Source organism: Paraburkholderia sp. USG1 (assembly GCF_031570135.1).
Taxonomy (GTDB): domain Bacteria; phylum Pseudomonadota; class Gammaproteobacteria; order Burkholderiales; family Burkholderiaceae; genus Paraburkholderia; species Paraburkholderia dioscoreae.
Genome location: NZ_JAMWXW010000007.1, coordinates 266,894 through 292,362, shown reverse-complemented (window position 1 = coordinate 292,362; position 25,469 = coordinate 266,894). Strand labels below are relative to the sequence as shown.

The following is a 25,469-nucleotide window of genomic DNA, read 5'->3' as shown; positions in this document are numbered from 1 at the left end:
CTCACGCGCCTGCCAACACAACTCGCCACTGACATCGACGAGTTGCTGCCTCATCGATGGAAACCTGACGTAGCCGCTCCATAGATTCCGCTCGCGTCGCGCAAGGTGCCTTCACCGGTTGCTTACGTTCGTAGTCGCTGTAGGCCGCTCTATCGTAGTTACCCTGCATCAGATGACCGACATTGCGCAGGAGGCAAGGGACTTGGCCTTGCGGTACGTCGTTCCATCCCATAGCTTTGACGGAGAAATGCTCATCTGTTACCACTGCGCCCACCTGCCGTGATATGCATCCAGAATTCGCGCGAGCAGTAATCGCCGCCTGCATGCACCGCTCGACAGCCGTTGGCGTCACAAGCCCAGGGTGCTGCATTAGCGCTACATATCGAACCAACTGCCGCGTTAGCTCAACGTGCGGGTCGCTATCGCTGTTGACATTCGAGATGTATATGTCCGCTAGTTCGAGGCAGGCTTGTATGTTCTGCTTTACGAGTTGCTGATAGTCCGTGGCTTTCCCGATTTTGTTTGGATATTCAATGTCGCTGATCCGCTTGACCTGCGCATCCGTCAATTGCAGCGCGTGAAGGCGGCGTTCTCTCTCCCGATCAGTCGTGCTGACAGCGACAGTGTAGAAGGAAGAAATACGTTCGCGCAGATACCGAATTTCGTATGGATGCCGCAACGCGTCAATTACGATGTATCGTTGCGCATCCCCTTTTCTCTCAAAGTCGGCACGAATTACCCCAATCACTAGACTCAAGGTAGCCGGTATGGTGAAGATTTTGTCAGGATCAATATGCTCCGCAGTGGGGGATCCCGAACGTCGCACGTTGTTTCCTAGCCGCTGGAACAACTCTGTATAAGCGGAACGTTTAGAAAGCAGAGGTTTGAGACCGTCCAGCGCAGCGGACATGCGGTGTGTTACGGTCTCTGCCGCTTGCGCTACGTCCTTCCTCCTCGGCCCATGTACGTTCTCAGCAACGTCAAAAGCATCTCTTACGTCGCCTTCGCCCGCAGCCAACAGCGCCTCGATTTCTGAAATCTTCGCATCTGGATCGACATTTTTAATTACGCCGATCAAATTTGAAAGTCCGTCTCGTAGAGCTAGCGCTAAGATCACCGCAGTGACACTCACCGTAACAAATGGTCGCCAGTGAGTCTGTGCCCACAGCGATACGATTCTCAATTTGCGATCTTCGTGAGATAACGGCGGATTTTGAACAGTCGGCAAAGCTAAAGATGCGAAGGACTCCGTCGCCAGAATTTTTGCCGCTGTCGTGCAGCCGCTTCCGGTACGACCGGTCAAACCGATCACAAGAAAATTCTTTCGATGCTCAAAAACTCGTTCGATTCCACTTGCGATTAACCCATAGTCGCTGCCACTAGTGTCACTCATTGTGCCCTCGTGCTTTGTAATAGTGCAGCGCGGATGTTACCGCGCACCGACGAGAAGTCAAAAGCATTGGCAAGGGAAAGAGTTGCTTTTTAGCGTAAATTCCTATGCGGCTCGTCCCGAGCCGCATTCGGGTTCAGCGCGAGGTTCCGTGAATACCTCACTTATTAACCATCTTCGCCGGCACACTAATCGCCAGCAAACCACCCAGCACCATAAACGCCGCCAGCATATACATCCCCGAATCATTAGCCGCCGTAGCCTGCTTAAGCCACCCCACCGCATACGGACTCAAAAACCCCGCCAGATTCCCAATCGAATTAATCATCGCGATGCCGGCAGCCGCACCCGTCCCCGCCAAAATCGCCGTAGGCAAACTCCAAAACAGCGGCAGGGTAGTAAGAATCCCCATCGTCGCAAGCGTCAGCGAAGCCATCGCCAACACAGTGTTATGCGTCCACACGACAGAAAGCACCAACCCAATCGCCCCCGCAAACGCCGGCAGCGCAATATGCCACCGCCGCTCCCGCTTCCTATCCGCACTACGCGACACAAACACCATCGCCACCACAGCCCCCGCGAACGGAATTGCCGACAGCAACCCGATCATGAAAGCATCCGTCACCCCAGTCGCCTTAATAATGGTGGGCAACCAGAAACTCACCCCATACAACCCCATCACAAACGAGAAGTACGTCAGACTGAGCATCAACACCCGCCCACTCGTGAGCACCTCGCGAATCGGCATGTCATGCTTACTCGCTTCCTCCGCAGACACATGCCGCTCGAGCAACTGCTGCTCTTCCTTGGTTAGCCACTTCGCCTTCGAGATCCGATCGTCCAGCATGACGAACACCATGATCCCGACGATCACCGAAGGAATCCCTTCGAGCAAAAACAGCCACTGCCACCCATGCCAGCCGTTGGCGCCGTTAAACGTCTTAAGGATATAACCCGACACCGGCCCGCCGATCACACCCGACAACGCAATCGCCGTCATGAACCAAGTAGTCATGCGCCCACGCCGATGCGACGGATACCAGTACGTCAGATAAAGAATGATCCCAGGAAAGAACCCCGCTTCAGCCAGACCGAGCAGAAAGCGCATCACATAAAACATCGTCGGCGTAGTCACGAACATGGTCAGCATGGAGATTACGCCCCACGACACCATGATCCGCGCAATCCACACCCGTGCGCCGACCTTATGCAAAATCACATTGCTCGGAATCTCGAAGATGAAATAGCCGACAAAGAAAATCCCCGCGCCGAATCCGTACACCGCATCGCTCAGCCCAAGATCGCTGGTCATTTGCAGCTTGGCGAAACCGACGTTGACGCGATCCAGATACGCGACCACGTAACAGAGCATCAGAAGCGGCGCGAGCCGCCAGGTGACCTTGCGGTAGGTGGCCTCTTCGAAAGTGGAAGGCGGCGCACCCGCGCCGGGATGGTGGAGCGGATTTGCGGGACTAGCCATGGTGTCTCCTCTTTTCTTGTGGAAATGAAGTACCGCCGTCAACCGATTCTATCCGCGCTGAGTGGTTTGCACGAAGAATCGATACCGGGGGAAAACACTGACTGCGGCGAGGGCGGCGCAGCGGCTGCCCTCGCTTGAAGGGCCCGGCGCGGCGCTACACGCAGCGCCCGCCGTCCACTTCGAGACACACGCCGGTGATGAACTCCGCCTCGTCCGAAGCCAGATAAAGCGCGGCGTTGGCAATATCCTGCGGCGTCGAGAAACGCCCGAGAGGAATGCCGGCGAGAAAGCGCTGGCGATTTTCCGGCGTATCTTCCACGCCCATGAATTCGGACAGCAGCGCCGTCTCGCCGATCACCGGATTCACGCAGTTCACCCGAATCCGGTCCGGACCCAGCTCGACCGCCAGCGACTTGCTCGCAATGATCACCGCGCCTTTGCTGCCGTTGTACCAGACGAGCCCGGGGCGCGGCCGCACACCCGCCGTGGACGCAATATTGATGAAGCAGCCGCCGCCTTGCTCGCGGAAATACGGCACGAATTCCTGCACGCTCCAGTAGATGCTTTTCACGTTCACCGCGTAGACGCGGTCGAATTCGGCTTCTGTGACTTCCATCACCGGCTTGTTGCGGTGCGTGGTGCCGGCGTTGTTGACGACGATCTGCACGCTGCCGAAGTCTTCGAGCGCGGCCTCGCGCAGCTTTTGCCAGTCCTCGCGCCGGGCGACGTTGCCCGTCACCGCGATCGCCTTGCCGCCGGCCAGCGCGATTTCGCTTGCCACGCGCTCGGCGGCCGGGCCGTTCAGATCGTTGACCACCACGTTCGCGCCTTCGCGTGCGTAGGTCTTGGCAATGCCTTCGCCGAAACCCGAGCCGCCACCCGTGACGATGGCTGTTTTTCCTGTCAACCGCATAGTGTCTCCGTTGTTTGTTGTGGATGGTGATGCAAGTGCGTGACTCGCGACTAACCGTGCCGGATCGCAATGGTTTTCAGCACGGTAAAGCCATACAGCGCTTCGAATCCCTTTTCCCGCCCGTGGCCCGAATGCTTGACGCCGCCGAACGGCAGTTCGACGCCGCCGCCCGCGCCATAGTTGTTGATGAACACCTGGCCGGAGCGCAGGCGGCGCGCGAGCCGCATCTGCCGTGCACCGTCGCGCGTCCAGATACCGGCGACCAGACCAAATGGCGTGCCGTTGGCGAGCGCAAGCGCTTCGTCCTCGCCGCTGAAGGACATGGCGGCGAGCACGGGGCCGAATACTTCGTCGCGCGCGAGGCGGTGGCTGGCGGGCACGTCGCGCAACAGCGTGGGCGCCTGATAGAAGCCGCTTTCCGGCGCCTCGGGAATCACCTCGCCTTGCGCCGCCATAGGAATGCCGTCGTGCTGCGCGTCCGAGAGAAAATCCCACACGCGCCGCTGCTGTTTCGCGCTGATCAGCGGTCCGCAGTCCAGATCGGCATGCGAAGGGCCGACCCGCAACGCATGAAACGCGCTGCTCAGCCGGTCGAGCAAGGGTTCGTAAATGGACCGGTCGATCAGCACGCGGCTGCCCGCCGAGCAGGTTTGCCCCGCGTTCTGCACGATCGCCGACACCAGCACGGGCAGCGCCGCGTCGAGATCCGCGTCGGCGAACACGATTTGCGGCGACTTGCCGCCGAGTTCGAGCGTGACCGGCACGTGATTCTCGGCGGCCATCTGCGTGACGAGCTTGCCGGTTTCCGGCGACCCGGTAAACGATATGTGATCGATGCCCGGATGACGCGCGAGCGCCGCGCCCGCTTCATGGCCGTAGCCGGTGACGATATTCAGCGCGCCGGCAGGCAAACCCGCCTCGGCAGCCAGTTCGGCGACGCGCAGCACGGAGAGGCACGCATCTTCGGCCGGTTTGACGACGCAGGCATTGCCGGCGGCGAGCGCCGCGCCCACGCTGCGCCCGAAAATCTGCATGGGGTAATTCCACGGCACGATATGGCCGGTCACGCCGTGCGGCTCGCGGATTGTCAGCACCGTGTAGCCGGTCTGGTACGGCAGCGTTTCGCCGTGCAGCTTGTCCGCCGCGCCGGCGTAGAACTCGAAGTAACGGGCGAGGGCGGCCGAATCGGCGCGCGCCTGCTTGAGCGGTTTGCCGGTGTCGCGGGCTTCGAGCAGCGCCAGTTCTTCCTGGCGCGCGGCAACCAGCATGGACAGCCGGTACAGCACGCGGCCGCGTTCGGCTGCGCTGGCCTCGCCCCACGCGCCTTCGAAAGCGCGGCGCGCGGCGTGCACGGCGGCGTCGATATCCGCCGCGGTGCCGCGTGCCAGTTGGGTGAAGGGTTGGCCGTCCGAGGGATCGAGCACGGCGATCGTCTCGCCGCCTGATGCGGCGGACCATTCTCCGCCGATGAAGTGTCGGGCTTCTTCCATGCATGCTCCTTGAGGTGTCACGCGAACCGCTTTGCGGTTACGTGGTGTTCACAAACGAGAGGCACAATCGAGAGAGACGCCAGACGATTATCTCCCCGATCCAATCAAGGGTGCCATTGGCCGATTGGCTATAATGGCGCATTAAGTACTTCCGGCCGCAGCGCCGCCGCTCGTGGCGAGTTTCACGATGCATGCCATTCGAGCGAGCGTGCCGCACGCCGTGTTCCGAATTCCATCCTCACCAGAGAGCGCTCATGAGCTTCAATCACGTCCCCGCAGGCAAAGACCTTCCGCAAGATTTCAACGTTATCATCGAAATCCCGGCGCAAAGCGATCCGGTGAAGTACGAAGCCGATAAGGAAACGGGCCTGCTGCACGTCGACCGTTTCATCAGCACGGGCATGCGCTATCCGGCGAATTACGGCTACATTCCGCAAACGCTGTCGGGCGACGGCGACCCGGTGGACGTGCTGGTCATCACGCCGTTCCCGCTGCTGGCCGGCTCGGTGGTTCGCGCCCGCGCGCTCGGCATGCTGCAAATGACCGACGAATCCGGCGTGGACGCGAAGCTGGTCGCGGTCCCGCACGACAAGGTCTGCCCGATGACCGCCGACCTGAAGTCGATCGACGACGTCCCCGCTTACCTGAAAGACCAGATCAAGCACTTCTTCGAGCAATACAAGGCGCTCGAAAAGGGCAAGTGGGTGAAGGTCGACGGCTGGGCGGGCATTGAAGCCGCGCACAAGGAAATCACGGACGGCGCGGCGAACTACAAGAAGTAAGCTGCGCCACCGCAAAGTGAAAGATTGGCTTCGCTTTGCGAAAAGAGGTTTAACTGCCGAGAGGCAAGCCACAGCGGCTTGCCTCTTTGCATTTGTGCAGCCGATTTCGGCGCTGAGGTTCGCAAGTGCTCTTCCGCCGGCAACCCTGCGCCAGCGGGGCCCTGCTGTGCAGCACAGAACAGCGCCTCGTTCATTCCGACGCTGCGGATTTGTACCAGAAAAGCGCAAAGTCCTTTCCGGAAAGCAGCATGAAGCTGCGGCATGCCACTGCATCGACGAGTTCGGGCTAGCCGATTTTGCTGCACCGAAACATGGGTGAACGCGCCGAAATACCCTATAGACGCGACCTGACATCAACGCCCTTGCAAATTAATGGTGCGTCGCATCATGTGTATCCGGACACGACATCAGGTCTCGCAGTTCGGGACGCATGGCGTTAACCCTATCAAGACAGCGGCGCATTTCGGCCATATTCTTTGGATACAGAGTTCGGAACACGAAACTCCGAGTCCGGCGTTCAGAGATGAACCGCCTGGCCGAGCGTCCCTATCAATCACTGGAGGAAATCAGACATGAGCGTCAAGTCAGACAAGATGGATGAGCAGAAGCGCACGGGTGGCTCCGCCCCGGTCGCAAAGAAGCTGATCCCTTTCGGCGGGTACTACACGAACAAGGTGCCTGAGCACGACCCCGAACTGACCGAAACCGGTCCGGGCACCCCGATGGGCGAGTTCATGCGCCGCTTCTGGCACCCGGTGTGCATGTCTCTGGAGCTCACCGATACGCCGCGCTTCCTCAAAATCCTGAACGAAGAACTCGTGGCGTTCCGGGATAAAAGCGGCCGGGTCGGTGTGCTGCATGCACATTGCGTGCACCGCGGTGCGTCGCTCGAATATGGTGCGATTCAGGAGCACGGCATCATGTGCTGCTACCACGGCATGGTCTTCGACGTGGACGGCACCTGCCTTCACGTTCCTTTCCCGAAGGGCGAGGAGAAAGAGGCCGAAAAGTTCGCCTGTTCGATTCGTCAGGGCGCTTACAAGGCAGTCGAACGCAACGGCCTGGTGTTCGCCTACATGGGTCCGCCGGATGACGAGCCGCCTTTCCCCGAGTGGGAAGGCGATTTCACGGTAGCGGAGGGTGACGAGCTGGTCGCATACAGCAACTTCCAGCACTGCAACTGGCTACAGGTACAGGACAACGCGGCCGACAACTACCATCCGACGGCGTTGCATTCCGGCAAGAATGTGGTGGATGGTCACTATCAGGGCACGACGTTTGACGAAGTCGGCGCGGCGTCGATGGAAGTCGCTCCCGACATGAATTTTGTCCCGGTTCAGGGCGGTCGCAGCCTCGCTTGTGCGGGCGCTCGTCGGGTCGACAAAGACAAGCTTTTCGTGCGCGTTCAGCATCAGGTGCTGCCGAACCTGAGCCTGCATGCCTATACGTCCGAAGACGGTTCGAAGAAAAAGCTCTTCAGCCGATTCCACATCATCCGCTGGACAGTCCCTGTTGACGACGAAAACAGCAAGATGATCGGCTGGCGTGTAATGGGCCCGGGCATCGACACCCGTGGTATCGGCAACAAGGAACTGGTCGGGTACGAGACCATCGACTTTCTCGAAGGCCAGGTGGCGATGCGCCGTCCTGAGCGCTTTGGCAAATACAAGCTCGAAGACCTGCCGCCCATCCCGCCGAATCACCGGGAGCGCGCAACCTATAAGGACGCGCAATACGCGCCTGGCGACTATGAGGCCATCATCAGCCAGCGGCCTATCGCTGTCCATTCGCTTGAAAACCCGACCAAGTTCGACGCCGGCCTTTATCAGTTCCGCAAGATGTTGCGCGACGCAGTGCGGGGCACGAACGCGGCGGCATCCGCTCACGGGTTCGCCGAGTGGTTCCGCGAACTCGGCGGCGCGCCCAACAGCTATTGCACCGGCAACGTGTTCGAAATTGCTGAAGGCGAAACGGTCGAGGATGAAGTCGCCCGTCGCCGGAAAGTCCTGAAAACCGTCGTCGCAATTCTCACCGAGAGCGACACCCTCAAGGGCACCGCACGCGCCGAATTCGTGCGCGGGAAATTTGAAGAGCTCGAACAGTCGCTGAAGAGCTGAAGCATTGCGTCTTTTGTACGGGATTGATCAGACACTAGCTGCGCCTGGCCGCTCCGTTGTTGAGCGGCCAGGCGCCAGCCAGGAAGGGAGATGACGATGGAAACCTCACTGGAAACGGAAGAGGCCATTCAGGATATCGAAGCAGGCACGCTGGATGTACGTGTGAAGCAGGTACGGTACGAAGGGAAAGGTATCAACTCGTATGAGTTGACGAGCCCCGGAGGCGAGAAGCTTCCGCCGTTCGAAGCCGGTTCGCACATCGACGTCCATCTGAAGAACGGCGTTATCCGCCAGTATTCACTGTGCAACCCGCCAGCCGAGCGTCACCGCTATGTCATTGCGGTTTTGAAAGACGAAGCCGGACGCGGTGGTTCACGCTCCATGCATGACGACGTAGCAGCAGGGGATATTGTCACCATCAGCCGGCCGCGGAATCACTTTTCGCTGGACGGCAATGCGAAGAAAGTCATTCTGATTGCCGGCGGCATTGGTGTGACGCCGCTCAAGGCGATGGCGCACGAGCTCGAAGCGCATCACGTCGACTTTGAAATGCACTACTGCGCACGAAGTCGCGAAGCGGCAGCATTCAGCGAAGAGCTCGCAACCATGCTGAGCACCGGCAAGTTGCACTATCACTTCGACGACGGCGAAAAACGCAACCAGCTAGATCTGGCGAAGCTGCTGTCGCAGCCTTCTTCTGGAATGCACGTCTATTACTGCGGACCCTCCGGCTTCATGAAGGCATGTGCGGATGCGGCTAGCCATTGGCCCAAAGGCACAGTGCATTTCGAGCACTTCAAGGCGCCCGAGCAGCCGAGGCGTGCACCTGCCAGCGTGGAATCCGCGGATGGTTGCGACGTCACCATTGCAAGCACCGGTCAGGTCATACATGTTGGAGCGGACCAGAGCCTCGCTGAAGCGCTGAATGCAGTTGGGGTCGAAGTTCCGACTTCATGTTGCGCCGGCTTGTGCGCGACGTGCAAGGTTCGCTATCGGGATGGCGAAGTCGAGCACAACGACTTCATTCTCAGCGAAGAAGAACGGCAGGAATACCTCACTGCGTGCGTATCACGGCCGGTAAGCAAAACACTCGTGCTCGACCTTTAAGAGGCGATAGCTAGTTGAATTAACGGGGCCGCCCGCCGTATCGAGGCGACTTCTTCTTCGCGTACTTACGCAGCAGCGCCCTTGGCGCAAACCTCTGGAAACAGCATGAAAGTTTATTACGATAAGGATGCCGACCTTTCTCTTTTGAAAAGCAAAAGCGTTGCGGTCATCGGTTACGGCTCGCAGGGCCACGCACATGCCCTGAACCTGAAGGACAGCGGCATTGACGTAAGCGTCGGTCTGCGTAAAGGCGCTTCATGGACCAAGGCGGAGAACGCCGGCCTGCGCGTCAAGACGGTAGCGGATGCCGTAAAAGAGGCCGACGTCATCATGATGCTGCTTCCCGATGAACGCATTGCAGATGTGTATCGCGAAGAAGTGGAGCCGAACGCCCGGAAAGGCGCGGTCCTGGGCTTTGCACACGGCTTCAACATTCACTACGGTCAGGTCGCCCCCCGCCCCGACCTCGACGTGATGATGGTCGCGCCGAAGGCACCAGGCCATACCGTGCGCAGCACCTTTGTGTCGGGCGGTGGTGTGCCTCATCTCATCGCGGTTGCGCAGAATCCGTCAGGCTCTGTTCGCGAAGTCGCGCTCGCCTACGCTGCAGCGATTGGCGGTGGGCGTGCGGGCATCATCGAAACCAGCTTCCTCGAAGAGACAGAAACGGATCTCTTCGGTGAACAGGCGGTACTCTGCGGCGGTCTTGTCGACCTCATCAAGACTGGATTCGAAGTGTTGGTTGAAGCCGGCTACGCGCCGGAGATGGCCTACTTCGAATGTTTGCATGAAGTAAAGCTCATCGTGGACCTCATTTACGAGGGCGGTATTGCCAACATGAACTACGGCATCTCGAACAACGCCGAGTTCGGGGAATATCAAACCGGTCCGCGAATCATCACCGAATCGACGAAGCAGGCCATGAAGTCGGTGCTGCATGACATTCAGACCGGTGAGTACGCAAAGAGCTTCATCCTCGAGAACAAAGCCGGCGCGCCGACGCTGCAGGCTCGCCGTCGCCTGAGCGCCAATCACGAGATCGAAATCGTTGGGGCGAAACTTCGCGCCATGATGCCCTGGATTAGCAAAGGCGCTTTGGTCGACCGCTCGAAGAACTGAGTTCCCAGCGAAGCAGGCATGGGCATATCGCCGGATAAATCCATGCCGTCGTCAAGGAAAGTGAAACCATGACATCGAAACTGCTCAAGATTCAACCGCGGCCCGATTACGTAGAGGAAGTCTATGAGGTACTCCTCGGCGCAATCTGCGATGGCTCTCTCGCACCCGGAACACGCCTGACGCAGGAAGACATTGCGGAGCAGCTCTCCGTGTCGCGCTCGCCGGTGTTGCAGGCGCTGCGACTGCTCAAGAAAGACGGACTTGTGCAGGATGCTCCCGGCCGTGGTCTGCTTGTCGCACCCCTGGAAGCATCGGCACTCGCCGACCTTTACGAAATTCGCGGAGCTTTGGATAGGCTCGCGGCCGGGCTCGCTGCCGGCGCCGGCGCGCGGCTCGACCCGAAACTCATTGAGCGCGGCCGCAAGGCAGCGCAGACGGGCAACGTTCACGCGATGATCGACGCGGATATGGAGTTTCACTTTGCCGTCTACGCCGCTTCTGGAAATCGTCTGATTGCGCAGACGGCACATGGTCACTGGGTGCATATCCGGCGCGTCATGGGTGCTGTACTGCAGGCGCCCGGTCAGCGCCCGTCAATCTGGGACGAGCATGCGGCAATCGCCAACGCCATAGAAGCGGGGGATTGCGCACTAGCGGAACGTCTCTCGGGCGGGCATGCGAAACATGCAAGCCAGTTGGTCGCCGGTCAGTTCGATGCATTGCTCGGTGTTCTCAATTTATCGGCCGAAGCGAATGAGTCGGTCGCCTGATGTTTGTATTGCAGGTCATGCCGGCGGTGATGGTTACATCGCCGGGTTTCAGTGGGAACAGTGTCGGAAGCAACGCGACTGGTACCCACGTACTTCATAAGTTCCCGTTCAATACGTAGGAGAATTAGACATGTCTACTGCCGTTGCAGAATCCAGAGAAGAATCGATTGTCAAGCCGGGCAAGGTCTCGATTTACCAGCCGGACCAGGAAGGGCTGATTTTTCCGGAAGTTCCACAGTTCACGTCTGTGCAGGCGCACCGCCAGCATCTGAAGGAACGCCTGGTTGCTGCATGCCGCGCGTTCGCGTTACAGGGTTTCGACTACGGATTCGCAGGTCACCTGACCATCCGTGACCCCGAAAATCCTGGCCTTTACTGGACAAACCCGATGTGTGTGCATTTCGCACAGGTCAAGCTCTCGAATCTCATCTGCGCGGACCACAAGGGTAATGTCGTCGAGGGCAACTACGCCATCAACCGTGCCGGCTTCGTGCTGCACGCCGCGGTACATGAGCAGCATCAGGACATCGTCGCGATGTGCCATGCCCACACGACCTACGGAACCGCGTTCTCCTCGCTGGGTAAGCCGCTCGCGCCCATCTCGCAGGACGCGGCAGCGTTCTATGAGGACCACGTCGTTATCGGCGATGAAGCGGGCAAAGTGGCGGTCGAAGTCAAGGGCGGCAATAAGGTTGCCAACGCATTCGCCGGAGTCAAAGCCGCCATCCACCAGAACCACGGCTTGTTGACCGCCAGCCGTCACAGCATCGACTCGGCCGCGTTCTGGTTCATCGCGTTGGAGCGCTGCTGCCAGCAGCAACTGATGATCGAAGCCACGGGTATTACGCCGAAGGAAGTCACGCCGGACCGTGCGCGGTACAGCCGTGAGCACGTGGGTAGCGAATACATTGGCTGGCTTCACTTCCAGACCATCTGGAATGACCTCGTAGCCACGCAGCCGGACATGTTCGACTAAACGCGGTCACGAACGCATACCTGCGGCGGTATTTCCTCGGATACCGCCGCAGGCCACAACCGGTGGGCACTAGAAGAAAAGCAACCACCGTCATCGGAAGGCCCCTCAGGAGACAACAATGAGTTCCCACAGTCCGGCCGTATATCTGGAAGAGAGTGAGTCATCCGCGTTTGCAAAAGCCGCCTGGCGCCTTATTCCATTCCTCTTTCTATGCTATCTGTCCGCCTACCTGGACCGCATCAACGTTGCCTTTGCGAAGTTGCAGATGCTCAACGACCTCGGGCTCAGCGAGGCGGTTTATGGATTTGGCGCCAGCGTGTTTTTCGTCGGTTATCTGCTTTTCGAGGTGCCGAGTAATCTGATACTCATGCGTGTAGGTCCGCGACGGTGGATCGCGCGCATCATGGTTACATGGGGTATCGTCTCGGTCGGCATGATGTTCGTGAAGACGCCCACGACCTTCTACATCATGCGGTTTCTGCTCGGTGTCGCCGAGGCAGGCTTTTTCCCCGCAATTGTCCTCTACCTCACCTATTGGTTTCCGTCTTCGCGGCGCTCAAAGGTTACCGCGCTTTTCATGACCGGCATTCCGATGTCCGGCGTTATCGGCGGTCCTCTGTCCGGCTGGTTGATGACGGCCCTCGGAGGGGCTCATGGTCTGGCAGGCTGGCAATGGCTGTTCCTGGTAGAAGGCGTGCCGACGGTCGTGCTCGGCGTGGCTGCATATTTCTATCTGGACGACAAGGTACAGGATGCGAAATGGCTCACCGACGCCCAGAAAGCCATCATTGAGCGCAAGCTCGTTGATGAGAGGCCCGAGGGCCTTCTGCACTCGGTCAAGGACGGTCTTCTCAATCCCAAGATTCTCCTTGTCAGCGCCATCTACTTTTTCTATACCATGGGCCTTTACGGGGTCAGCTTCTGGCTGCCTTCGCTCATCAAATCGAGCGGCGTGGCCGACCCCTTGCACGTCGGGCTGCTGACGGCTATTCCCTATGCGGTCGGTGCGGTCGCCATGGTGCTCGTCAGCCAGAGCTCGGACCGGATGGGCGAGCGCCGCTGGCACCTGATCGTGCCGGGTTTCGTCGGCGCCTTTGGTCTTGCGATGAGCGTGTGGTTTTCCAACTCGACGGTGCCGGCGATGATTGCGCTGACCATCGGAACGATGGGTGTGATGACAACCATCTCGCAGTTCTGGGTGCTTCCTCCGGCATTCCTTGGCGGAGCCGCTGCCGCTGCGGGGCTGGCATTTGCCAACTCGGTAGGCAGCATCTCGGGCGTGGTCAGTCCGTCGCTGATCGGTCTGGTCAAGACCGCTACGGGATCGGCGGGCGCGGGCGTGTTGGCACTTTCAGTCAGCCTCGTCATTGCGGGCGTGCTGGTGCTATTTGTGCCTCCGACGCTGGTTAACCGTCGTCGCTAGGTGAGCGCTTGTGTGTAAGCGCCGCCGCAGGCTCTGGATCCTGCGGCGGTCGCGACGCCAGAAGGGGAGCAAAAACGCTCAGCGTACCGAGCGTTTCGGCGTGTCCGTTTCCACGATGGTTTGGCTCATGTGGCGAACGAGGTTCTCGCGGGCGACTTCGGTGTGCTGGAGACTGAGCTTTGCAGCGAGCTCTTCATCTCCCTGGGCAATCGCGTCAGCTATTGCCGCGTGTTCGTCCCAGACGGACTTGCGCTGGCCGGTCACCTGGTGAACGGCCCCCATTACACGCCGCAGGTGCATCCAGTGCAAACGTGCGCTGTCGACAATGAGCGGATTGCCCGACGCCGTGTAAATGGCGGTGTGGAATGCCATGTCGGCCTCGATCATCGCCCGGACGTCTTCACCTTTTGACAGCTTTCGCCCGGTCGCCACCAGTGCCTTGTCTATCTTGACCTTCTTGCGCGCGGCCAGGCGAGCGGCGAGACTATCCAGCGCGCCGCGCAGTTCATAGAGATGGCCGATGCGCGTCGCGTCGAGCGGTGTGACCTGCAATCCGCGGCCGGGCGCATCTTCCACCAGTCCGTCTTTTTTCAAAAGGCGGAAGGCCTGCAGAACGGGCGAACGGGAGACAGCCAACTGCTCGGCGATTTCCTCCTGGACGATCCGGGTTCCAGGCGCGATCGAACCCTCGCTGATGGCATCGAGCAGGACTCGGTAGACTTCATCGACGTAATCTGTACGTGCCTGGATTTTCAGGAGTTTTGCTGGCATGGCTACGGTAGCTGTGGATACAGAATACTAATAGCTTACCAGCATTGATTAAGGCTGTTCAGGTCGGCGCTTCGCCTGCATGACGTGGCGCAAGCCTTTGATGATTCGCGGTGGAGGCGAAGGCCCACGGAAAGGAAGGGAGCGGCGGCGGCGTTTTTCGGCAGGAAGCAGCGGTGCTACGCCGGAACAGTCAGTTTTTGCCCGACAGACTGGCGAGCCAGATTGGGGAACTGGCATGCCGGTCGATGTAGAGCCGGTTCAGCTCAGGGATGTCTGTTGCAAATGTCTTTTCCAGCGCCTTGCGCCCGATTTCTGCGCCCCGGCCGGTTTCCGCCTGCACGAGAATGACGACGGACTTTGCGGCGAAGCGCTGTGCTTCCTCAGTCGCGAACGCTGCATCTTCCGCAAGGCGTTCTGAATCGCAATCTTGAGCGTTGCGAATCGCAATGGAAACCAGCCCTGATGAAGCACGCGCGAGAATCCATCCCGAAGAAGGGCGGCGATGTTCGCGCGGCGCGGTCGGCACTCCAATGAGGCCGACGATATCGGCAAATTGCGGATATTTCGCGAAAACGTCCCGAGCGGCCGCGGGAAAGCCCTCGCCGTTCATCCAGACATCCATGATTGATTTCGGTCTGTCCGAGTCGCGAAATGAAAAGCCTGTCTCGCCGATCACGACAGGCGGTGAATTGCCATAGCTTACGGGGCGCGCTATCAGGAAGTCCGCTTCTTTCATGCCGTCTCCGTTCATCATTGTTGAGAAGAGCCGCCGGAGATCCGCCGGCGTTTTTCTGTCACTCTGCGTGCGGAATTCGGAACTCTGTATACAGAAAGAGTACGGGATGTGATGCTGGTGGCCTATCAGTACAAATACTGAGTCGAACGTTTGTGGGGTTTCCCGACTCCCACAACAATTCCGGCAATCGCGATTCTGCGTGCCTGTGAGTTTCGCATCTTGCGTCTTCTCTACCGGTTGTGCTCCGTGAGAAGAACGTGATCGCTTTACAGGTTGTCGCGGTTTGGTGCTCTCGCTATTGCAGCTTTCAACAAGCCTGGTGCGCTTCGATCAGTTGTGCGTCGCGTGCCGTCACAGTTGGAAGATGCTGACGCAGAAACTCGACCCACGTCTTGATTCTGGCGTCTGTGTATCTTCTGGACGGATGAAGCGCGTAGATATTCATCTTCTGGAGCGTGTAGCCGGGAAGTACTCGCACGAGGGTGTGGTTAGATAAACCCTCAAGCGCCGTGTAGATCGGCAATACGCCTATGCCCATACTTGCCCGCGCGGCCATGCCGATTGCCTCAGGCGTGTTCAACTCCACTGCACCGGATACCTTCATCGATTCGCTTCCGTTGTCGCTCTCCAGTAGCCATTCGTAGGCCGGAAAAGCGGGGGAATGCAGAATGAGACATTCGTGACGGGCAAGCTGTTCAGGTGAATCCGGCATGCCGCGTTGATGGACATAGTCTGGCGACGCACACAAGACGCTGAAAGAGGAGCCCAGTAGATGCGAGACGAGGTCCGAATCTGGAAGCGCCGAAGAAGTTGCCACGACGGCAATATCGGTGCTGCCCTTATACAACTCCGGCGCCCGCTGGGATAAGGTGAGCTCTACGGAGACGTTCGGATAGCGTGACCTGTACTCCTTGATGGCGGGCAACACGTAGTACTGCCCGATTCCCGTGAAGCTGTGAACTCGAAGCTTACCCATGGGGCGCGACTGCGCATCACTTGCTTCTTCCTCGGCCATCTCGACGTCCGCCAGAATCTGCTTGCATCTCTGAAGATAGATTTCTCCGGCTGGAGTGAGGGCAACCTTCCGCGTTGACCGGTTGAGCAGTCTCGTTCTAAGCCGTGTTTCCAGTTCCGCGACTGCGCGTGAGATTGCGCCGGGACTTGTATTCAACGTGTTTGCCGCTGCGGTGAACGTGCCCGATTCAACAACGCGTGCAAACACACGCATCTGGTTCAGCGTATCCATTCTTTTCCTTTACTTATTCTCTGGCGCGACGTCGTGTTCGTGAGTGAGGTCGTGTCATCGCCCATCTGCCGCGTCGACTGACTGAGAGACACGCCGACTCTGCTTATGATCGAATCGAGCCCGCTATCGGTCAGCGAGCGGCTCGCATCAAGGTCGTCCAGGAATGTCGCCCGGCCCATTGAATAGAGGTGGTCGGCGTGACTCGCGGAATCAGCCGCCAATGCGTAAGGCCGTTCGAGCGAGTGCATGCGGTCGATGTTGCCGCTATAACCGGCAACGCCGCATTGAACATCTTTCAGCGCATCAAGAACCACTCCATCGAATCGGGCCAGCGCTTCTGACTGGCAGGCCCACGTGCCCGCGCACGCACCGTTCGCACGGAAGTCCAGCTTATCATGGGAGCCATGTTCCAACGCTTCGTCGCCCCTTCGCCGAGGTCTTCCGTCGCGCCTGTCATGCCTGTGAACGCACCGAGAATCGCATTCGGATATAGGGCACCTATTCGAACGCCGATTCGGGCAGTAGCCGTCGCGAGGTTGCACTCCCTGCCGCTTGAGCACCGCCGCTCCATCGACACCACATAGACACAGCGCATCGAGAGGATGAACCGAATGCATTTTTATATCTAGGTGTAAACCCTTATCATTGGGCTCCCCGCCGCGCTGACATTCCGCCGGCTATCCAGAGGCGCTGACGCGGCGCCAATCCGCGTTCCAAGGAGCACACCGTCCGGATGCTGAATCGCAAGTCCAACCCGTCGTCGTCTTCTTCGCAGCGCTGGTCGAACTGGCTGTATGCCGTCGCCAATGCGATTTACCGCCAGCGGCCGGTATGGATGGTGTCGTTTTCGGCGAGCGAGGCCAGTCTGTCGGAAGGTTTGCGGGCGGCGTGCGCATCGACGGCCATGCTTGCGCTCGGCAATGTGCTGCACGAACCGACCTTCGCGTGGGCGGCGATCGGCGCCTTCTGGACCTGTCTCGCCGACGCCGCCGGTTCCAACCGCGCCCGCTTCGCGTCGATGATGGGCTTCGCCGTGTTGTCCACGCTATGCGGCGGCTTGACGGCTTTCGCCTCCGCAGCCGGGACCGTGTTCGCCGCGCTTGCGTTGCTGGTCTTCACGAGTCTGGGCGCGTTCGGCCGGATCTGGGGCGCCGCCACTGCACAGGTGACGATTCTCGTCGCCACCGCATGCGTCGTGATGGTCGACCGGCCAATGCACGATGTTCGGCAAGGCATGACGTTTCTCGGCGTCTACCTGATCGGCTGCCTGTTTGCCGTGGCGTTGAGTCTGACGGTCTGGCGCATTCACCCGTTCAGTACGAGCCGCTCGACGCTGCGCGCTGTGTACCTGCGTCTGGCCGACATCGCGTTGGATAGCGCGCGGCTGCTGGAGCGGCGCGCGGCCCGCGGTGAGTGGGCCACGCATGCCGCGAAATTTCGCGCCGACGCCCGCGCCGCGCTGGAACGCTCGCGCAAGGTGCTGGCGCGGGTGCCGGCGTCGAGAACGGGTGGCCGTGAAACTTACGACACGCTGCTCGGCTTGCTGACCGACAGCGAAGCGTTGTTCGCGTATCTGATCGCCGTCTCCGGCGCATGCGAACGAGCACCGGACGACGCATGGCGCGCAAAACGCGCAGTCCGGTTGCTGACGGCCACGGGCGACGTGCTGCGTGGCATCGGCGCGGCAGTCAATGACGGACAGTGGGCGCGTCTTACCGATTTGCAATTGCGCTTGCGGCGTTTTGCCAGGCGGCTCGAAAGCGCCTTGATGGAACCCGTGAAGCTGAAGTCCGATTTCGAACTGGTCGACTTCACGCCGGTGTATGCGCAGCCGGAAAGCTGGCGTGATAGCGCGACGCGGCTTTTCACGCGCATCTGGGCCACGCTCAAGGCCAATCTGTCGGCCGACTCGGTCGGCTTGCGGCATGCGGCCCGCGTCGGCGTGACGACCACGGCGGGCTTTCTCGTGATTCGCGCGCTCGGGCTGCCGTTCGGCTACTGGGCCACGATGGCGACGCTGTTGATCTTGCAACCGTCGATTGCCGCTACGTGGCCGCGCAGTATCGAACGGGCCGCGGGCAGCATTGTCGGCGGCGTGCTGGCGGCGGGTATCGGCTACGCGATCCATTCGCCGCTCGGCATTTCCCTCGCGGTGTTTCCGCTGGTGATGGCGACCATGGCGCTGCGTCCGGTCAGCTACAGCCTGTTCGTGCTGTTCCTCACGCCGACCTTCGTGCTGGTCGCCGACTTCGCGACGCCGGGCGCCAGCGAATTCGCCTATGCGATCACGCGGCTCGGCAACAATGTGCTCGGCTGCGTATTGGCGCTGCTGGCCACGTTCTATCTGTGGCCGACGCGCGAAAAGATCGACTACCGCGCGTATCTGGGCGAGGCGGTGCGCGCCAATCTCGCGTATCTGCGAGCCGCGCTGGAGTCGCCCCGTCGCAGCGAGAAGGACATGGAGCGCTTGCGCCGGGCCGCCGGTCTGGGCAGCAATAACGCGGAGGAAGCCATCGGCCGGATGCGCCTCGAAAAGCTCGAGGACTCGATGGTCGATACCGTGACGCTGACGGTGCTGAGCGTATTGCGCAGAATGGCCGGCACCGCGACGCAACTGCGTCTGAGCACGAACCGGCGCGATATGCACGATGAGCTCGGCGCCTGGATCGCGACCGTGAGCGCGGACATCGACGCCGCGTTGAATCGGACCTTGCGGCCGGTTCGCCACGCGCTGCCCGCACGCGACGGGCTGACTTCGCTGGAGGCGGATGCGGTGGGCGAGCTTGCGCTGATGCATCGGCTGCTCAATGAGCGGATGCGGGAGGCGAGGGGATAGTAACGCGGCGCGAGGAAGAGCGACGACGAAGCTGAAGCCGTTTCAGGTCGCGCGGGTGGCTTCTTGAGTCTGCCCGGCTTCGATCGCTTCGGGCTGAGGCTGAGGTTCCGGGTCAGGCTCGGGCTCCGGCTCCGGCATGACCGACTCCAGCGTGCGAAAGCCCGCCGCCAGCGCCCGCTTCTCAGACGGCGACAGCCGCTTGACCCAATACTCCGCGCGCGACGCGCTCGACCGATCCGCCAGTTCGAACGACGCCAGCACCTGCACCGGCTTGCGCGAACGCGTATAACGCGCGCCCTCGCCACTCACGTGTTTGTCGAAGCGCGCCTGCACGTCGACGGCAATGCCCGTATAGACGCTGCCGTCCGAGCATTCGAGCAGATAGAGAAACCACGCCATCGGTGCGCTTCAGCCTTTAAACGGATTGTGTTCGCGCAGTTCATCCACATACGCGTGGATGCTGTTCTTTTCGTTGTCGAGAAAATGGCCGACCGCGTCTGCGAAAGCAGGATGCGCGAGCCAGTGCGCCGAGCGCGTCACCGTGGGCAGGAAGCCGCGCGCCATCTTGTGTTCGCCCTGGGCGCCGCCTTCGAACGCGCCGAGCTTTTCTTCGATGCAGAATTCGAGCGGCTGGTAGTACGCGGTTTCGAAGTGCAGGCACGGCACGTGTTCCAGCGCGCCCCAGTAGCGGCCATACAGCGTGCCGCCGGTTTTGGCGTCGCGCTGATACACCACGAGCGAACTGGCGATCGGCTTGCCTTCGTATTCGGCGATCACGAGCAACAGGTTCTCCGGCATCGACGCGCCGATCATGCGGAAGAAATCGAGGTTCAGATACGGACTCGAAAAGTGCTCGCGGTAAGTTTGCCGATAACACTTGCTGAAGAAACGCCAGTCCGCGTCCTGAATGTCCTCGCCGCGAAGCCGGCGCATGGTCACGCCGGCTTCATGCACTTTGCGCCGCTCGGCGCGAATGTTCTTGCGCTTCTTCTGTTCGAGCGTGGAGAGGAAATCGTCGAAGTCGCGATAGCCGTCGTTGAGCCAATGGAACTGCACGCCTTCGCGTTGCATCATGCCCATTTCGGTGAGCGCGTTGGCTTCCGTTTCGGTGGGAAACAGCACATGCAGCGACGACACGTCGGCCTGCTCGGCGAACGCCATCAGCGTGGCCGCCAGATGCCTGAGCGCATGCGTATCCGCCGACAACAACCGGTTGCCTTGCACCGGCGTGAACGGCACCGCGCACAGCAGCTTCGGGTAATACGGCAAGCCGTTGCGCTTGTAGGCGTCGGCCCAAGCCCAGTCGAACACATATGTACTAGTCAAGAATAGAGCGTTTTGTGTCCAAGTAGGGTTTACGTGCATCTGTATCTAAGCTTTTCGAAGGCGACCGCAGGGAGCCGAGAGACTTTAGGTTGAGGGCAAGCATGCCCGAAACCGGTGGGGGTCCGGGGGAGGGGCGCGGAATGTCGATGATAAGTTGTTGAAAAATATATTGTTTTTTCCATTTCTTCGACTAGATTCCATTTTGTGCCCAACCCTCCCAACGGAGCCGACCATGGAAGCAATCACTCCGGACAGCCTTGACATCATCCTGGCGAATGAGAGGGACCGCCGTACCTTCGCGTACCTCGTCGACACCTGTGGGCTTCAACGGGTAATCAAGGCCCGCCAGGCGCTTCCTGGACGTACCCGGCCCTATGTTTCCAACATTGCCAAAAGTCTCGGTGTCACCATACCAGAAGGCGTCGTAATCACGCCACGGGAAGAGGGGCGTCGGCACCTGTCTGAAATCAAAGATTTTCTGGCCGCGCGGATAGTTGCTGCTCCCGCAACACAAGTCCGACGCAACTAACAAAAATACGTATGGACGAAGTATCATTCGGCATCAGAAAGCTTTCGTAAGTCTGTCTGCTTTCAATTCCGGGGATGCCGCCAAGACTCATTCGAATGCCGACCTTGGTGGTCAAGGGTGTGCGTAGTCAGCAGAAGAACTGGGCGTAGCACGTGGCAAACGAAAAGAGCTTTACCGACAAGACCAGCGCGGATGATAAAAGTATTGGATTTGACTACCAGTACTACTACTTCCTCGACAGAATACTCAACCTAAAACCAGGGCAATCCGTTGGCCTTGAAGTAAAAGACGACGTGCATACGGCGCTCAACGCCGATTTCAACATACTCGTCCAGCTCAAGCACACGGTTCAAAGTAACGCGAAGGGCGAGCCAATAGCGTTGACCGAACTCGATTCGGACCTCTGGAAGACGCTTTTCAACTGGTCGCAGGTAATCACAGATTCGGCGGAAGGGCGCGAAACCTTTGGTGCACAAATGCGGTTCGTGGAGAACACGAGGTTCCTTCTTGTCTCTAATAAGTCGCATTCCAAGTCGAATCAGTTTCTTCAGATACTCGACCAGTTCCATGCGGGCGAAGAAGACTTCGAACAGCTGCTTGGTCACTTGAAATTTCTAAACGGTAAGACTGCCGACGACGGTATTAGAGGCTATATCGATGCGGTGCTGAAGTTGTCGCCCGATGTCCTCAAGGCGTTTTTCGTGAATGTCCGCTTGGAGCTCGAACTCGACGACATAATTGGCCGCGTGAAGGTCTCCCTTCTCGCGAAAATTATCGATACCGACAAGCTGGAAACCGTTTTTTCTCGTCTCGATTCCAATATCAGAACCGACAACTTCATTGCCATCAAGCGTGGCGAGTCAATAGTCATCAGCTTCGATGACTTCATGAAACGGTACAAGCGTATTTTCGACGACGGACGTACAAAAAAGCTGGTCTATCCAAAGTTCACTCCGGAGTTGCCGGACGACATCTTCGCGCAGAAATTCATCAAGCGTCTCCTGGAGATTGGTGACATTACCGATTCTGACGAGGAGCTCGCCATCGATTACACCACCTACAAGCTGCGTATATCGAGATATCTGGAGCAGTGGGTTCAGGAAGGTGACCTTGTCCGCGACGAAATCGAAAACTTCCATGAAGAGGTATTCGTTCGTTGGCGAAACGAGTTCCGGGTGGCTTTTCGCGGCTGTAATAGTCCGCAGCAGATTATCGACGCGGCGATGGATTTGCTGATGACTCTAAGGCGCGACCAGTTCAGCTTGGGCGAGACCGAACTTACGACAACATTGAGTAACGGGGAGCTCTACTATCTCTCTGACGCTGGACAGATAGGCTGGCATAAAGATTGGAGCGGCAATGAGCAATAGATGGTCCGGATACAACAACGTGGGGATTTGCTCAATTGCGCTAATGAGCGTCCTTGGACACTCGAAGGGCGTGACGCTCCCGAAAGCCCTGCTTGTGATGCCGCTCGTCATGCACGATGTAACCGTTCGTTATCTAGGCAATTCTCGAGTCGCGCAGAGAGAAGCTGCAGCATTGGTCGCCCAACGGCCTGATTTGTTCGCGAACTTTTCAACCCGTTTCGACGACAGTTTGGCAGTAACGATAAACGCGATACAGCTACTCGTGGCGGCCGGGTTCGTTCAATTCGACGACGGTCTGACATTGCTTAAGCCATTGGAAATTGATGCCGCGTTTGGCAAGCGAGCACAGAAAATCGTCAAAGCGGCCGGGCACATCGCTTCGCTCCTCGCGAGCCCGGTCGAAGAACTGTATCTAAATTTCAGGGTGAAGCTTTGAATTTTGGCATTGATTCCATCACGCTTTGGTCAAAGAGCGGTGAGCAACGAAGCCTGGCATTCGAGCGCAACCGGGTAAATGTGCTCACGGGCGGTAGTCACACCGGTAAAAGCGCTTTGCTTGACATCATCGATTACTGTTTTCTGGCCAGCTCGCATAAGCTTCCTGACAGCATCATCAACGAGAACGTCGGCTGGTATGGGCTCACGTTTTACGTGAACGACAAGACCTACACCATTGCACGCAGGAGCCCGTTAGACAACGCGGTGTCGAAAGACTATTACTTCTCGAGCACCGGCGCTGTTCCGGACGCGCCACAGCCGAACACAAGAGAGGACGACATCAAGTCGATACTGGAGGCTGAGTTCCATATCGACGACAAGGTCACGGTCGCATATGGCGGGCGGGCGCTGAAGGCGGGCTCGAAGGTGTCGTTCAGATATTTCTTTTTGTTCAACACCATTTCCGAAGACATCATCACTAACAGCAAGGTGTTCTTCGACAAGCAGTCTGAAGAGCGGTATCAGGAGGCTTTGCCGCGCATATTCGATATGGCGCTCGGAATCGACGACCTCTCAAACATTGCCGCGCGCGAGAGGAAGGAGGTCCTCAGGAAGGACCTTTCGAGGCTCCAGCGCAAGGACGCGCATCTCGGCCAAGGGCGGGAAACGTTTGATGAGGAAGTACGCGATATCGCTGTTAAGGCGGCTGAATACGGGTTGATAGATAGTGACCCTGAAAAACTGTCCATCGACAGTGTACGGAGTGCGATTCGCGACGCTGCGTCACCGGAGGCAGGGCGCGCCCTGAACCGATATGTCGAAGCAAGTGCCAAGCTCTTTGTCGTTGAGCGGCGGTTGCGAAAGCTCAGGCAGTTCACGTCTGAATACCGCTCGTACAAAGACACGTTGAAGAACGCGGAGGACAGCCTTCGGCCAATCGAGCAGCTTTTGAAGCAGGCGCCGACGCTCTTGAAGTCGGAGATTTTCGATGACCTTATCAGCAGCCTTAAAACGGACCTGTCGGCAGTCAAGAAATCCATCGCTGGCAAGCAGCCGGTGGACGGGCAGATAAGCGCGATGGTCAAGTCACTCGAGGAGGAACGCGAGACGCTGCAACGCGACCTCTCCGGGCTTCCGCAGGAGCCGAAATCTTTTGCGTCAGAGCGCGAAAAGTGGATGTTCGTTGGTGAGGCGATGGGGCGATTTAATGCCTACGAGGGAGCGAGAACGCCGGCCGTTCTCCAGTCAGCTACTTCCGACGAAGCAGACCTCCAACAGCAAATGGACGATATCGAGGTACGTGACGTAGAGGAAACCCGGCAGGCCGTTGTCTCCATGATTAACGAGATTGCGCTCGCTCTGTTGAAGGAAACAGCCAATGCGCTTGCGAACTACGCCAGCTACCAGACCGACTTTGCATACAAGGAAAAGCGCTTGCGACTACGAAAGCCGCGTTCCAAGCTGATTGAGAACGTGGGCAGCAGTTCGAATCACATGTTCCTGCATCTGCTGCATTTCCTTGCGCTGCATGAAGTTGCCATCAGCCACAAGTCGATGTTCATCCCAAGCTTTCTGATTATTGACCAGCCGAGTCGACCGTACTATCCGGACGAGAAAGCGAACGACAATGTGAAGCTTACGAACAGCGACAGCGAGAAGGTCTCAATCGCTTTCAATCTGCTCAACAATTTTGTCGCTCGTATGAACAACGATTATCAGACGGAATTTCAGATGATTGTCTTCGAGCATGTCCCGCGGGATACCTTCACGGGCATGAACTACGTGCACCTCCTGCCCGAATTCCGCAATGGGGAGGCGCTCATTCCGCAGTCCTGGCAAGTGTAAAGGGCGGACCCTTGACCCACTGGACAAGCTGTTAGCTTCAGGCGATGTTGCGGCGACCCCATGCCCGCGTATACGCCGGGCCGGGCAGCAGGCTCGGCGCAAGCATCCCTTGTTGCATTTGCTGTGGCCGGCGGTCTAGGGCCATGTTGCTCACGGCGAGGCCCATTCGCTAAGAGGGAGCGTGGGTGGCGCCGGGACAGCTCACGGGAGGCGTTGCTAGAAGGCGACAAAGTCGCTTGCAGTTGACATCGAAATCAGGAATATATGGCCTGCGTTCTTGCGGACGCTACCCCGAAACGCGTGTCAGAGTGGAGGAACGATGTTCTCATTCAGCGTATTGAAGACGATTCAAAAGTTCGCGTGGTTGTTGCTGATTCCGATGGTCGCGCTCGGCATCGACGCGGATTTTCCAATTCACAATTCTCCGGATGCCAGCGTTATGACGAACATGGCTGCCGGACTGGTCTTCTCTTGCATTGTGGCGCTGCTTGCGATGATGTTGGTCGATAACGCGCTGTTTTTTATCGACCGGTATCTGCCTGACGACGCGATTTTTGGGCTTGTTGGAATCGTGCTGCTGACGTTCTGTCTCTACGGTGTTTCGTTTTTTTATCACCAGCTACCACCGTCACCCTTCAAACCTGTGTGGCATCTGGCAGCAGGTTGTTACGCGTTCGCCCTGTTCGAGCGAAACGCGCTCTTCGCTTCGTTGAGGGCGACCGCGGCTGAGCGCGCGAAGCAGCGTGTCTCGGATTGACGTGCTTTAGCCGGACTACTTTGGGACGAACGTCGGAGGTGACTATGG

23 protein-coding genes and 1 pseudogene are annotated in these 25,469 nt (G+C 58.8%); 13 read left to right on the top strand and 11 right to left on the bottom strand.

Annotated elements, in window-relative coordinates:
• Position 1: 1 nt before the first annotated feature.
• The 4 genes from NE850_RS12510 to NE850_RS12495 form a co-directional block, all read right to left on the bottom strand.
• On the bottom strand, positions 2-1,393 hold the full coding sequence (locus tag NE850_RS12510; RefSeq protein WP_310698816.1) for a hypothetical protein: 1,392 nt from the start codon (positions 1,391-1,393) through the stop codon (positions 2-4).
• A gap of 157 nt (positions 1,394-1,550) precedes the next feature.
• Entirely contained in the window at positions 1,551-2,870 is a 1,320-nt protein-coding gene (locus NE850_RS12505; protein WP_310698815.1) for an MFS transporter, read from the bottom strand.
• A 154-nt stretch (positions 2,871-3,024) separates the two neighbouring features.
• Complete coding sequence (locus tag NE850_RS12500; RefSeq protein ID WP_310698814.1) at positions 3,025-3,783, bottom strand: SDR family oxidoreductase; 759 nt, start codon at positions 3,781-3,783, stop codon at positions 3,025-3,027.
• Positions 3,784-3,833: 50 nt separating this feature from the next.
• Entirely contained in the window at positions 3,834-5,273 is a 1,440-nt protein-coding gene (locus tag NE850_RS12495; protein ID WP_007175838.1) for an aldehyde dehydrogenase family protein, read from the bottom strand.
• Between the two features lie 254 nt (positions 5,274-5,527).
• Here NE850_RS12495 and ppa point away from each other — a divergent pair, with 254 nt between their 5' ends.
• Entirely contained in the window at positions 5,528-6,055 is a 528-nt protein-coding gene (ppa, locus tag NE850_RS12490; RefSeq protein WP_007175837.1) for an inorganic diphosphatase, read from the top strand.
• Here the strand turns inward: ppa and NE850_RS12485 are convergent.
• Positions 6,043-6,318, bottom strand: coding sequence for a hypothetical protein (locus NE850_RS12485; protein WP_310698813.1), 276 nt, complete (start codon positions 6,316-6,318; stop codon positions 6,043-6,045). The genes ppa and NE850_RS12485 overlap by 13 nt on opposite strands.
• A 309-nt stretch (positions 6,319-6,627) precedes the next feature.
• Between NE850_RS12485 and NE850_RS12480 the strand changes: the two genes are divergently transcribed.
• From NE850_RS12480 to NE850_RS12455, 6 genes are all read left to right on the top strand, one after another.
• Entirely contained in the window at positions 6,628-8,172 is a 1,545-nt protein-coding gene (locus tag NE850_RS12480) for a Rieske 2Fe-2S domain-containing protein (RefSeq protein ID WP_165185087.1), read from the top strand.
• Between the two features lie 96 nt (positions 8,173-8,268).
• Positions 8,269-9,279: a PDR/VanB family oxidoreductase gene (locus NE850_RS12475; protein ID WP_310698812.1), complete on the top strand. Its 1,011-nt coding sequence runs from the start codon at positions 8,269-8,271 to the stop codon at positions 9,277-9,279.
• A gap of 105 nt (positions 9,280-9,384) precedes the next feature.
• On the top strand, positions 9,385-10,398 hold the full coding sequence (gene ilvC, locus NE850_RS12470; protein ID WP_007175834.1) for a ketol-acid reductoisomerase: 1,014 nt from the start codon (positions 9,385-9,387) through the stop codon (positions 10,396-10,398).
• A 68-nt stretch (positions 10,399-10,466) separates the two neighbouring features.
• Positions 10,467-11,168, top strand: a complete 702-nt coding sequence (locus NE850_RS12465) for a GntR family transcriptional regulator (RefSeq protein WP_007175833.1) — start codon at positions 10,467-10,469, stop codon at positions 11,166-11,168.
• Positions 11,169-11,298: 130 nt separating this feature from the next.
• Entirely contained in the window at positions 11,299-12,144 is an 846-nt protein-coding gene (locus tag NE850_RS12460) for a class II aldolase/adducin family protein (RefSeq protein ID WP_007175832.1), read from the top strand.
• A gap of 118 nt (positions 12,145-12,262) precedes the next feature.
• Positions 12,263-13,567 carry an MFS transporter gene (locus NE850_RS12455; RefSeq protein ID WP_007175831.1) on the top strand — a complete coding sequence of 435 codons (1,305 nt, stop codon included), beginning with the start codon at positions 12,263-12,265 and terminating at the stop codon, positions 13,565-13,567.
• Positions 13,568-13,645: 78 nt separating this feature from the next.
• Here the strand turns inward: NE850_RS12455 and NE850_RS12450 are convergent, their stop codons facing one another.
• From NE850_RS12450 to NE850_RS12435, 4 genes are all read right to left on the bottom strand, one after another.
• Positions 13,646-14,338: a GntR family transcriptional regulator gene (locus tag NE850_RS12450; RefSeq protein WP_007175830.1), complete on the bottom strand. Its 693-nt coding sequence runs from the start codon at positions 14,336-14,338 to the stop codon at positions 13,646-13,648.
• A gap of 190 nt (positions 14,339-14,528) precedes the next feature.
• Positions 14,529-15,074 (bottom strand): hypothetical protein, encoded by a 546-nt coding sequence (locus NE850_RS12445; protein WP_007175829.1) that lies wholly within the window; start codon positions 15,072-15,074, stop codon positions 14,529-14,531.
• Positions 15,075-15,381: 307 nt separating this feature from the next.
• Positions 15,382-16,320 (bottom strand): LysR family transcriptional regulator, encoded by a 939-nt coding sequence (locus NE850_RS12440; RefSeq protein ID WP_007175828.1) that lies wholly within the window; start codon positions 16,318-16,320, stop codon positions 15,382-15,384.
• Positions 16,308-16,733 carry a hypothetical protein gene (locus NE850_RS12435; RefSeq protein ID WP_035516372.1) on the bottom strand — a complete coding sequence of 142 codons (426 nt, stop codon included), beginning with the start codon at positions 16,731-16,733 and terminating at the stop codon, positions 16,308-16,310. The genes NE850_RS12440 and NE850_RS12435 overlap by 13 nt, the downstream gene beginning before the upstream one ends.
• 320 nt (positions 16,734-17,053) lie before the next feature.
• Between NE850_RS12435 and NE850_RS12430 the strand changes: the two genes are divergently transcribed.
• The gene (locus NE850_RS12430) at positions 17,054-19,156 is read left to right on the top strand and encodes an FUSC family protein (protein ID WP_007175826.1); all 2,103 of its coding nucleotides are present in this window, start codon (positions 17,054-17,056) and stop codon (positions 19,154-19,156) included.
• Positions 19,157-19,198: 42 nt separating this feature from the next.
• Here the strand turns inward: NE850_RS12430 and NE850_RS12425 are convergent, their stop codons facing one another.
• Both NE850_RS12425 and NE850_RS12420 read right to left on the bottom strand, forming a co-directional pair.
• Positions 19,199-19,555: a GIY-YIG nuclease family protein gene (locus NE850_RS12425; protein WP_007175825.1), complete on the bottom strand. Its 357-nt coding sequence runs from the start codon at positions 19,553-19,555 to the stop codon at positions 19,199-19,201.
• 9 nt (positions 19,556-19,564) lie between these two features.
• Positions 19,565-20,470: pseudogene (locus NE850_RS12420) on the bottom strand (GNAT family N-acetyltransferase); the annotation flags it as partial.
• A gap of 244 nt (positions 20,471-20,714) precedes the next feature.
• Here NE850_RS12420 and NE850_RS12415 point away from each other — a divergent pair.
• From NE850_RS12415 to NE850_RS12395, 5 genes are all read left to right on the top strand, one after another.
• Positions 20,715-21,011, top strand: a complete 297-nt coding sequence (locus NE850_RS12415; protein WP_165185101.1) for a hypothetical protein — start codon at positions 20,715-20,717, stop codon at positions 21,009-21,011.
• 152 nt (positions 21,012-21,163) lie between these two features.
• Positions 21,164-22,381, top strand: coding sequence for an ABC-three component system protein (locus tag NE850_RS12410; RefSeq protein WP_165185104.1), 1,218 nt, complete (start codon positions 21,164-21,166; stop codon positions 22,379-22,381).
• On the top strand, positions 22,371-22,817 hold the full coding sequence (locus tag NE850_RS12405) for a three component ABC system middle component (RefSeq protein ID WP_165185107.1): 447 nt from the start codon (positions 22,371-22,373) through the stop codon (positions 22,815-22,817). Before NE850_RS12410 ends, NE850_RS12405 begins: the two co-directional genes overlap by 11 nt.
• Positions 22,814-24,664, top strand: coding sequence for a DUF3732 domain-containing protein (locus tag NE850_RS12400; protein ID WP_165185110.1), 1,851 nt, complete (start codon positions 22,814-22,816; stop codon positions 24,662-24,664). Before NE850_RS12405 ends, NE850_RS12400 begins: the two co-directional genes overlap by 4 nt.
• Positions 24,665-25,031: 367 nt before the next feature.
• Positions 25,032-25,421 carry a hypothetical protein gene (locus NE850_RS12395; RefSeq protein ID WP_310698811.1) on the top strand — a complete coding sequence of 130 codons (390 nt, stop codon included), beginning with the start codon at positions 25,032-25,034 and terminating at the stop codon, positions 25,419-25,421.
• The last annotated feature ends 48 nt before the right edge of the window (positions 25,422-25,469 follow it).

Excerpts from the sequence above, each read along its gene's own strand:
- NE850_RS12510 (WP_310698816.1), bottom strand. The coding sequence starts at position 1,393 with ATGAGTGACACTAGTGGCAGCGACTATGGGTTAATCGCAAGTGGAATC.
- NE850_RS12505 (WP_310698815.1), bottom strand. The coding sequence starts at position 2,870 with ATGGCTAGTCCCGCAAATCCGCTCCACCATCCCGGCGCGGGTGCGCCG.
- NE850_RS12500 (WP_310698814.1), bottom strand. The coding sequence starts at position 3,783 with ATGCGGTTGACAGGAAAAACAGCCATCGTCACGGGTGGCGGCTCGGGT.
- NE850_RS12495 (WP_007175838.1), bottom strand. The coding sequence starts at position 5,273 with ATGGAAGAAGCCCGACACTTCATCGGCGGAGAATGGTCCGCCGCATCA.
- ppa (WP_007175837.1), top strand. The coding sequence starts at position 5,528 with ATGAGCTTCAATCACGTCCCCGCAGGCAAAGACCTTCCGCAAGATTTC.
- NE850_RS12485 (WP_310698813.1), bottom strand. The coding sequence starts at position 6,318 with ATGCCGCAGCTTCATGCTGCTTTCCGGAAAGGACTTTGCGCTTTTCTG.
- NE850_RS12480 (WP_165185087.1), top strand. The coding sequence starts at position 6,628 with ATGAGCGTCAAGTCAGACAAGATGGATGAGCAGAAGCGCACGGGTGGC.
- NE850_RS12475 (WP_310698812.1), top strand. The coding sequence starts at position 8,269 with ATGGAAACCTCACTGGAAACGGAAGAGGCCATTCAGGATATCGAAGCA.
- ilvC (WP_007175834.1), top strand. The coding sequence starts at position 9,385 with ATGAAAGTTTATTACGATAAGGATGCCGACCTTTCTCTTTTGAAAAGC.
- NE850_RS12465 (WP_007175833.1), top strand. The coding sequence starts at position 10,467 with ATGACATCGAAACTGCTCAAGATTCAACCGCGGCCCGATTACGTAGAG.
- NE850_RS12460 (WP_007175832.1), top strand. The coding sequence starts at position 11,299 with ATGTCTACTGCCGTTGCAGAATCCAGAGAAGAATCGATTGTCAAGCCG.
- NE850_RS12455 (WP_007175831.1), top strand. The coding sequence starts at position 12,263 with ATGAGTTCCCACAGTCCGGCCGTATATCTGGAAGAGAGTGAGTCATCC.
- NE850_RS12450 (WP_007175830.1), bottom strand. The coding sequence starts at position 14,338 with ATGCCAGCAAAACTCCTGAAAATCCAGGCACGTACAGATTACGTCGAT.
- NE850_RS12445 (WP_007175829.1), bottom strand. The coding sequence starts at position 15,074 with ATGAAAGAAGCGGACTTCCTGATAGCGCGCCCCGTAAGCTATGGCAAT.
- NE850_RS12440 (WP_007175828.1), bottom strand. The coding sequence starts at position 16,320 with ATGGATACGCTGAACCAGATGCGTGTGTTTGCACGCGTTGTTGAATCG.
- NE850_RS12430 (WP_007175826.1), top strand. The coding sequence starts at position 17,054 with ATGCTGAATCGCAAGTCCAACCCGTCGTCGTCTTCTTCGCAGCGCTGG.
- NE850_RS12425 (WP_007175825.1), bottom strand. The coding sequence starts at position 19,555 with ATGGCGTGGTTTCTCTATCTGCTCGAATGCTCGGACGGCAGCGTCTAT.
- NE850_RS12415 (WP_165185101.1), top strand. The coding sequence starts at position 20,715 with ATGGAAGCAATCACTCCGGACAGCCTTGACATCATCCTGGCGAATGAG.
- NE850_RS12405 (WP_165185107.1), top strand. The coding sequence starts at position 22,371 with ATGAGCAATAGATGGTCCGGATACAACAACGTGGGGATTTGCTCAATT.